Below are 5,510 nucleotides of genomic sequence, written 5' to 3'. Positions count from 1 at the left end.
CTGTCTTTTCATGTTTTAGCACACCAACACCACAAACACCCCCCCCCGCCCCCGTGACCAGCGGAAACTTGAACAGCGTGGGCGCCGTGCCCGGATCAGGCGGGGGAGACGGAGAGGAGCTTGCCCGCGAGGCCGCGGGCTCGGGTGGACAGGCGCTTGGCGATGTCGTTGAGGACCACCGCCGCGGGCGAGTCGGGGGCTTCCAGGACCAGCGGAGTGCCGTTGTCGCCCGCCTCGCGCAGCCGCGGGTCCAGCGGCACCTGGCCGAGCAGCGGCACGTCCGAGCCGATCGAGCGGCTCAGCGACTCCGCCACCAGCTGGCCGCCGCCAGAGCCGAAGACCTCCATCCGCTGGCCGTCCGGCAGCTCCATCCAGGACATGTTCTCGACCACGCCGGCCAGCCGCTGCCGGGTCTGCATGGCGATCGCCCCGGCCCGCTCCGCGACCTCGGCCGCGGCCTGCTGCGGCGTGGTGACCACCAGGATCTCGGCGTTCGGGATGAGCTGGGCGGTGGACAGCGCCACGTCGCCGGTGCCGGGCGGCAGGTCGAGGAGCAGGACGTCCAGGTCGCCCCAGAAGACGTCGGACAGGAACTGCTGCAGCGCGCGGTGCAGCATCGGCCCGCGCCAGACCACCGGGGTGTTGCCGGGGGTGAACATGCCGATGGAGATGACCTTCACGCCGTGCGCCTGCGGCGGCATGATCATCTTCTCCACCTGGGTGGGCTTGCCGCCCGCGCCCAGCATCCGCGGCACCGAGTGGCCGTAGATGTCGGCGTCGACCACGCCGACCGACAGGCCGCGCTTGGCCATCGCGACCGCGAGGTTGACCGTCACGCTGGACTTGCCGACGCCGCCCTTGCCGGAGGCCACGCAGTACACCCGCGTCATCGAGCCGGGCTCGGCGAACGGGATGCGCGGCTCCTCGGCGTTGCCGCGCAGCATCTTGCGCAGCTCGGTGCGCTGCTCGTCGCTCATCACGTCGAGCTCGACCTGCACCGAGCCGACGCCCTCGACGGCGGACACGGCCTTGGTGACCCGCTGCGTGATCGTCTCCCGCATCGGGCAGCCCTGGACCGTCAGGTACACCTCGACCGCAACGTCGCCGTCGGGGCCGATGGACACGCTCTTGACCATGCCGAGGTCGGTGATCGGCCGGCGGATCTCCGGGTCCTCGACCTGGCTGAGGGCCTTCCGGACGGCGTCCTCGGTGGGCGCGGACTGCGTACTGGTCACGGTTACCTCGGCAAGCTGGGGTTGCGGACGTGGTCGGTGGTCGCTTCGCTGGGCGCCAGCCTCGAAGACTCTCACACCGCGTTGTTGACAATCCCATGCTACGGACCGGTAGCCCGCCCCGAACAGGGCTGCTGGCCGGTGGCATCGCGCTGGTCAGTGGGGCACGCGGGACAGAACGCGATTCTTGTTCGGGGGCGCTGCGCAGTCAGGCGAACGCGTTCCGTAATATCAATCTTCGTGGCCGAGACGGCTCTTGATCGATTACCGACTCGAAGTGAATTGTTGGCGTACCGCAGTTTCCTCCGCGCACACGCCAGGGTCACGCGCTGCCTGGAAGGCGACCTGATCGCCGAGCAACGGCTCACGCTCGCCGCCTACGACGTCCTCGAAGCGCTGGCAGAAGCCCCGGAGCAGCGGCTCCGGATGACCGAACTCGCAGATGTCGTGCTGCTGTCGCGCTCCGGCGTGACCAGGCTCGTCGACCGCCTCGAACGGCTGGCGCTGGTGCGCCGGGTCCGGGTCGATTCGGATGGGCGCGGCGTCCAGGCCGTGATCACCGAACGTGGCGAAGCCCGGCTGGCGCTGGCCGCGTCGACGCATCGCACCGGCGTGGCGCGGTACTTCCTGTCCGCGACCGAGGGCGAGCTGGAGGCGCTGATGCGCACCTGCGAGCGGTTGGCCGACGGGGGTGTGCCATCCCCGCCGGGGCAGCGTGCGCAAGCATGAGGGCGTGCACGATGCGAACTCCACCGCTGCCGAACGGTTGATCCGCGCGGTCGGCCTGGTCCGGTTCGTGGACCGGCGGCTGCTGCTGGTCCGCGCCGACTACCAGGCCGCGTTCTACCTGCCCGGCGGCAAGATCGATCCGGGCGAGACCGAGGTGCAGGCGCTGCACCGGGAGGTGCGGGAGGAGCTCGGCGTCGGCCTGGTCGGGGCGGACTTCCTCGGCCGCTACGTCACCGACGCGGTCGGGCAAGGTGACGGGGTGCAGGTCGAGCTCATCTGCTACACGGGCGACCTGGATGGAGAGCCGGAACCGGCGGCGGAGATCGCGGAGCTCGCCTGGTGCACCCGCGAGGAGTACGCGGCACACGAGGTCACGGCCCCGGCGATCGTCGCGCTCTTCGCGGACCTCGACCCGGCCTGATCCCCGGCGCCCGCCTGAAATCGGGGCGTGATCGTCAGTCGTCCTTCGGATCTCCGAGGGCCGTGCGGGCTCGGCGTTTTTCCGCTTCGCTCTGCAGGCCCGGGAGTTCTTCGCGGAGCCGGTCCAGTTCGCTGCGCAGGTAGTCGCGGGTGGCGACCTCGCCGATCGCCAGGCGCAGCGCGGCGAGCTCGCGGGCCAGGTAGTCCGTGTCCGCCTTGGTCTGGGCCGCCCGCGCCCGGTCTTCCTCCAGCGAGACCCGGTCGCGGTCATCCTGGCGGTTCTGCGCGAGCAGGATCAGCGGTGCGGCGTAGGAGGCCTGGGTGGAGAAGGCCAGGTTGAGCAGGATGAACGGGTACGGATCCCACCGCAGGCCGACCGCGAACAGGTTCACCGCGATCCAGCTGATCACGAACACGGTCATCCAGAACAGGAACTTGCCGGTGCCGAGGAACCGGGCGACCCGCTCCGAGACCTGCCCGAACACCTCCGGGTCGAAGGAGACCGCGAACCGGTGCGGCGGGCGGGGTTGGTCGAGTCGGCGGCGGGTCAGCAGTTCGGGCATCAGTGCGCCTCCCGGTTAGTCGGCTGGTCGGTCGGGCCGGCCTCCGGCTCGGGTAGCCCGCTCTCCCGCCAGTTCTCCGGCAGCAGGTGGTCGAGCACGTCGTCGACGGTGACCGCGCCGATGAGGTGCTCCTCGTCGTCCAGCACCGGCCCGCACACCAGGTTGTAGGCCGCGAAGTAGCGGGTGACGTCGGTCAGCGACGCCTCGGCCGGGAGGCTCGCCAGGTCGGTGTCCAGCGCGCCGGCGACCAGAGTGGACGGTGGTTCGCGGAGCAGCCGCTGGATGTGCACGCAGCCCAGGTAGCGGCCGGTCGGGGTGGCCGACGGCGGGCGGCAGACGAACACCAGGCTGGCCAGCGCCACCGGAAGGTCGGGGTTGCGCGCCATCGCCAGCGCCTCGGCGATGGTCGCGTCCGGCCCGACCACGATCGGCTCCGGCGTCATCAGGCCGCCCGCGGTGTCGGACGAGTACGCCATCAGCCGCTTGACCGGTGCGGATTCCTCCGGCGCCATCAGCCCGAGCAGTCGCTCCTTGTCCACTTCGGACAGTTCGGCGAGCAGGTCGGCGGCGTCGTCCGGGTTCATCGCCTCCAGCACGTCCGCCGCGCGCTCGTCGTCCAGGTAGGCCAGCAGGTCCTTCTGGTCGTCCTCGGGCAGTTCCTCGACGACGTCGGCGAGCCGCTCGTCGTCCAGCGCCTCGGCCACTTCGTAGCGGCGCTTGGTCGGCAGCTCGTGCAGGGTGCTCGCGACATCGACCGCGCGCATCGTGTCGAACATGGCGAGCAGCTGCTGCACGCCCTGCGGCTGGCCGGTCAGCTCCGCGACGGCCAGCCCGGTGACCTGGCCCCAGTCCAGCACCTGCGTCGGGCCGCGCCGGCCGAGCCGCCCGGTGCGCTCCCGGACCGCGAGCTTGGCCAGCTGCCAGTCGCGGGTGCGGATCTGCTCCATCGCGACGTCCACCAGGACCGCGGGCGCGCCGGTGGAATCGATGACGACCCGGGCGTCCAGCAGCTGGCCGAGCACCAGGAGTTCGTTGGGGCGCTGGTGGAAGTGCCGCAGGTTCACTGTGCCGGTCGCCAGCGTCACCGCGCTCGACTCGATCCGGGTGACCCGCAGCATCGGCACGAAGATCCGTCGCCGGGTGGGCAGCTCGACGACCAGGCCGAGGACGCGCGGCGGCTGCCGCCGGACGCTGAGCCCGGCGACGACGTCGCGCACCCGGCCGATCGATTCGCCGTCCGGCCCGAACACCGACAAACCGGCCATCCGGGCCGCGAACACCCTGGTCGCGGCTGCCACGTGATCAGGTTATGCACTCGCCGAGCTGCCCGCCTCGTGAGCGGGCGTTCCGGTAAGAGCCGGAACGAGCACTCACGAGCCTCTGTGCCGCCGGGCACTTGTCCGGCTCCGGCGGCGGCGTGCGTGATACACACGCAACGACTCGCGATGCCAGAGGAGGACAACGTGGACGGTCGACGTGCCCGGCGGAGCTGCCTGGCGGTGCCGGGTTCCAGCGCGAAGATGATCGACAAGGCGCGCGGGCTGGCCGCCGACCAGTTCTTCCTGGACCTCGAGGACGCGGTGGCGCCGCTGGCGAAGGCCGAGGCGCGGGACCGGATCGTCGGCGCGCTGAACGAGGGCGGCTGGGGCGAGAAGATCCGCTCGGTTCGGGTCAACGCGCTGGACACCGAGTGGACCTACCGGGACGTCGTGACCGTCGTGGAGGGCGCGGGCGTCGAGCTCGACTCGATCATCCTGCCGAAGGTGAGCACCCCGGAGCACGTGCGCTGGCTGGATCTGACGCTGACGCAGATCGAGCGCGCCACCGGGCTGGAGGTCGGCCGGATCGGCATCGAGCCGCAGATCGAGGACGCCCGCGGCCTGGTCGAGGTGGACGCGATCGCCGCCGCCTCGCCGCGGGTGACGGCGCTGGTCTACGGACCCGCCGACTTCATGGCGTCGATCAACATGCGGTCGCTGGTCGTCGGCCACCAGCCGCCCGGCTACGACGTCGGCGATGCCTACCACTACATCCTGATGCGCATCCTGACCGCGGCCCGCGCGGCCGGGGTGCAGGCGATCGACGGGCCGTACCTGCAGATCAAGGACGTCGACGGGCTGCGCGCGGTGGGCGGCCGGTCGGCGGCGCTGGGCTTCGACGGCAAGTGGGTGCTGCACCCGGCGCAGGTCGACGCGGTCAACGAGCTCTTCTCGCCGCGGCAGGAGGATTACGACCACGCCGAGAACATCCTGGACGCCTACGAGTGGCACACGTCGGCGGCCGGCGGGAAGCGCGGCGCGGCGATGCTGGGCGACGAGATGATCGACGAGGCGTCCCGCAAGATGGCGCTGGTGATCGCGGGCAAGGGCCGGGCCGCGGGAATGGACCGCACCGACCGCTGGACCCCGCCGGAGTCCTGATCGCACCGGTGTTCCCACTGGTCACGCGGGTCGTGAGTGTTTTGGGCTGCTATAGACGCTGTTTTGGATGTGGTGACGTGCGGATGTGGTAATGCGGGTCGTTGTCTTCGAAGCGGCGGAGCCGCTTAGCCCACCCTCGCAACCGG

General features: G+C 70.9%; 6 protein-coding genes. 3 read left to right on the top strand and 3 right to left on the bottom strand.

Annotation, left to right across the window (positions count from 1 at the left end; all coding sequences use genetic code 11):
• Positions 1-95: 95 nt before the first annotated feature.
• Positions 96-1,235, bottom strand: a complete 1,140-nt coding sequence (locus AB0I53_RS49140) for an Mrp/NBP35 family ATP-binding protein (protein WP_358618028.1) — start codon at positions 1,233-1,235, stop codon at positions 96-98.
• Positions 1,236-1,514: 279 nt separating this feature from the next.
• On the opposite strand from AB0I53_RS49140, the gene AB0I53_RS49135 reads away from it, so the two are divergent.
• The gene (locus tag AB0I53_RS49135; RefSeq protein ID WP_358618030.1) at positions 1,515-1,961 is read left to right on the top strand and encodes a MarR family transcriptional regulator; all 447 of its coding nucleotides are present in this window, start codon (positions 1,515-1,517) and stop codon (positions 1,959-1,961) included.
• A 4-nt stretch (positions 1,962-1,965) separates the two neighbouring features.
• Positions 1,966-2,382 (top strand): NUDIX domain-containing protein, encoded by a 417-nt coding sequence (locus AB0I53_RS49130; protein WP_358618025.1) that lies wholly within the window; start codon positions 1,966-1,968, stop codon positions 2,380-2,382.
• A 34-nt stretch (positions 2,383-2,416) separates the two neighbouring features.
• Here AB0I53_RS49130 and AB0I53_RS49125 read toward each other — a convergent pair whose 3' ends face one another.
• Positions 2,417-2,944 (bottom strand): DUF1003 domain-containing protein, encoded by a 528-nt coding sequence (locus AB0I53_RS49125; RefSeq protein ID WP_358618023.1) that lies wholly within the window; start codon positions 2,942-2,944, stop codon positions 2,417-2,419.
• Complete coding sequence (locus AB0I53_RS49120; RefSeq protein ID WP_358618020.1) at positions 2,944-4,242, bottom strand: CBS domain-containing protein; 1,299 nt, start codon at positions 4,240-4,242, stop codon at positions 2,944-2,946. The genes AB0I53_RS49125 and AB0I53_RS49120 overlap by 1 nt, the downstream gene beginning before the upstream one ends.
• Before the next feature lie 147 nt (positions 4,243-4,389).
• Between AB0I53_RS49120 and AB0I53_RS49115 the strand changes: the two genes are divergently transcribed.
• Positions 4,390-5,364 carry a CoA ester lyase gene (locus AB0I53_RS49115; protein WP_358618018.1) on the top strand — a complete coding sequence of 325 codons (975 nt, stop codon included), beginning with the start codon at positions 4,390-4,392 and terminating at the stop codon, positions 5,362-5,364.
• Positions 5,365-5,510: the final 146 nt, after the last annotated feature.

It is taken from the genome of Saccharopolyspora sp. NPDC050389 (genome assembly GCF_040655595.1).
In the GTDB taxonomy this organism is placed as follows: Bacteria; Actinomycetota; Actinomycetes; order Mycobacteriales; family Pseudonocardiaceae; genus Saccharopolyspora.
Note: the sequence above shows the minus strand (reverse complement) of the source record. Positions and strands in the feature narration are given on the sequence as shown.

Excerpts from the sequence above, each read along its gene's own strand:
- AB0I53_RS49125 (WP_358618023.1), bottom strand. The coding sequence starts at position 2,944 with ATGCCCGAACTGCTGACCCGCCGCCGACTCGACCAACCCCGCCCGCCG.
- AB0I53_RS49115 (WP_358618018.1), top strand. The coding sequence starts at position 4,390 with ATGCCAGAGGAGGACAACGTGGACGGTCGACGTGCCCGGCGGAGCTGC.